At 61.9% G+C, this 1,381-nt stretch carries 2 protein-coding genes; both read right to left on the reverse strand.

From position 1 onward, the window contains the following. Positions 1–5 precede the first annotated feature (5 nt). Positions 6–830 carry a carbohydrate ABC transporter permease gene (locus tag GGD66_RS41090; RefSeq protein WP_183233473.1) on the reverse strand — a complete coding sequence of 275 codons (825 nt, stop codon included), beginning with the start codon at positions 828–830 and terminating at the stop codon, positions 6–8. Between the two features lie 50 nt (positions 831–880). After that, positions 881–1,381: carbohydrate ABC transporter permease (locus GGD66_RS41095; protein ID WP_183262292.1), on the reverse strand; the 501-nt coding region annotated here is incomplete at its 5' end.

A 1,381-nucleotide genomic window follows, 5' to 3' on the forward strand; every position in this document is an offset into this window, starting at 1 on the left:
TGACGTCACTTGATTCCGGTCATCGTGATGCCGGCGATGAAATGCCGCCGCGCGATCAGGAACGCGATCACCAGCGGCGCGGTGATGATGGTGGCACCGGCGGCCAGCGCGCCGTAATTCGAGCCCAGCTCGGAATCGGCGAAATACATCATGCCGAGCGGCGGTGTTGCGAGCTTGGTGTCGGAGACGACGATGAGCGGCCAATAGAGGTCGTTCCAGTGCGCCACGACCGAGAAGATCGAGAACGCCGCAATGGCAGGCCAGGCGCTCGGCACGACGATGCGCCAGACGATTTCGAATTCGCCGACGCCATCGAGCCGCGCGGCTTGGATGATCTCGTCCGGATAGGATTTGAAGAACTGCCGGAACAGGAAGATCGCGAAGACCGACAGGAAGAACGGCATCATCATCGAGAGGTAGGTGTTGAGAATGCCGAGCTCGGCGAACGCGATGTAGAGCGGGAGCGAGGGCGCCTGGACCGGAATGCAGAGTCCGAGCAGGACAAGCGAAAACAGGATCGGCCGTCCCGGAAACTTCAGCTTGGCGAGCGCATAGGCGCAGGGAATTGCGACCAGCAGCTGGACGATGAGGATTCCGCCGCAGACGATGAGACCGTTGAGCAGAAAACGCAGCAGTGGTGCGGTGCTCAGGGCAGATTCGAAGTTCTGCCATCCGTAGAATTGGCGCGGCCAGAGCCGGAACGTCGCCTCGAAGATCTCACCCGGCGGCTTGATCGCGCTCGTCAGCATGAAGACGAACGGCAGCAGCATGAAGACTGCGCCGCCGATCAGCACCGCGTGGACGAGCGCAAGCGACACGAGGCGCCGCATGCGGATCGCCACCGGTGTCGGCGGGCGAGTGATCGTGGCCGAGTTGCGCATCAATAGTGCACCCGTCGATCGAGGATGAAGGTTTGCAGCACCGAGAACACCAGCGTGAACGCCAGGAAGACGAGTGTGAGCGTCGCCGCATAGCTCATGTGAAAGTACTGAAATCCCTCCAGATAGATGGCATACAGCAGCACCTCGGATGCGCCTCCGGGGCCACCCCGCGTCATTACCGCAACCGTGTCGAAGATCTTGAAGGCGGTGATGAAGGTGGTCACGGTCACGAACATCGTCGTCGGACCAAGCATCGGCCACGTCACTTTCAGGAAGCGGTCAATGGGATGGCTCGCGCCATCGATGTCGACGGCCTCGTAGAGATCGCGGGGGATCGCCGAAAGGCCGGCGAGGAATAGCACCATGTTGAAGCCGACGAGCTGCCAGATGCCGATCGCGGCGAGCGTCGGGATGACGAGGCGCGGCTCGCTCAGGAAAGCCGTCTCCGCGAACCCCAGTACCTTGAGCGCCTGATTGATGAGCCCCAGGGTCGGGTGCAG

The sequence above is a fragment of the Bradyrhizobium sp. CIR48 genome (assembly GCF_014198315.1).
In the GTDB taxonomy this organism is placed as follows: Bacteria; Pseudomonadota; Alphaproteobacteria; order Rhizobiales; family Xanthobacteraceae; genus Bradyrhizobium.